The organism is Corynebacterium sp. J010B-136, assembly GCF_002967075.1.
Taxonomy (GTDB): Bacteria; Actinomycetota; Actinomycetes; order Mycobacteriales; family Mycobacteriaceae; genus Corynebacterium.
In genome coordinates this window covers 1-433 of record NZ_PUGE01000026.1, presented here as the reverse complement: position 1 = coordinate 433, position 433 = coordinate 1, and the positions used below count along the sequence as shown (strand labels likewise).

General features: G+C 55.9%; 1 protein-coding gene. It reads right to left on the bottom strand.

Annotated elements, in window-relative coordinates; all coding sequences use genetic code 11:
- On the bottom strand, nt 1–433 hold a 433-nt coding region (gene msrP, locus C5Y44_RS13200), incomplete at both ends, for a protein-methionine-sulfoxide reductase catalytic subunit MsrP (protein WP_105325349.1).

The window sequence follows — 433 nt, the reverse complement described above, 5'->3', positions numbered from 1 at the left end:
GATCCGCACGATGGACTTCACACTCTTGAAGCCATACTTCCACGGCACCACCAAACGCAAAGGCGCACCATTCTGGTTGGGCAACTCCCGCCCATACATACCCACAGCCAGGATCGCCAGCGGATTCATCGCCTCATCCAGGCGCAGCCCTTCCACATAAGGCCAGTCGATCAAGCCGAAACTTGAGCGTTGCCCAGGCATGCTCTTGGGATCCTGAAGGGTTTCAAAACGGATGTACTTGACTTTAGAGGTAGGCTCGACCTGCTTGAGCAACGCCGAGATGGGAAAGCCTATCCACGGAATCACCATGGACCATGCCTCGACACAACGCAGGCGGTAGATGCGCTCTTCCAATTCATAGGGTTTCATGAAGTCCTCCAGGGCATAGCGCCCAGGCTTTGCGACTTCACCATCTATCACCACGCTCCAGGGC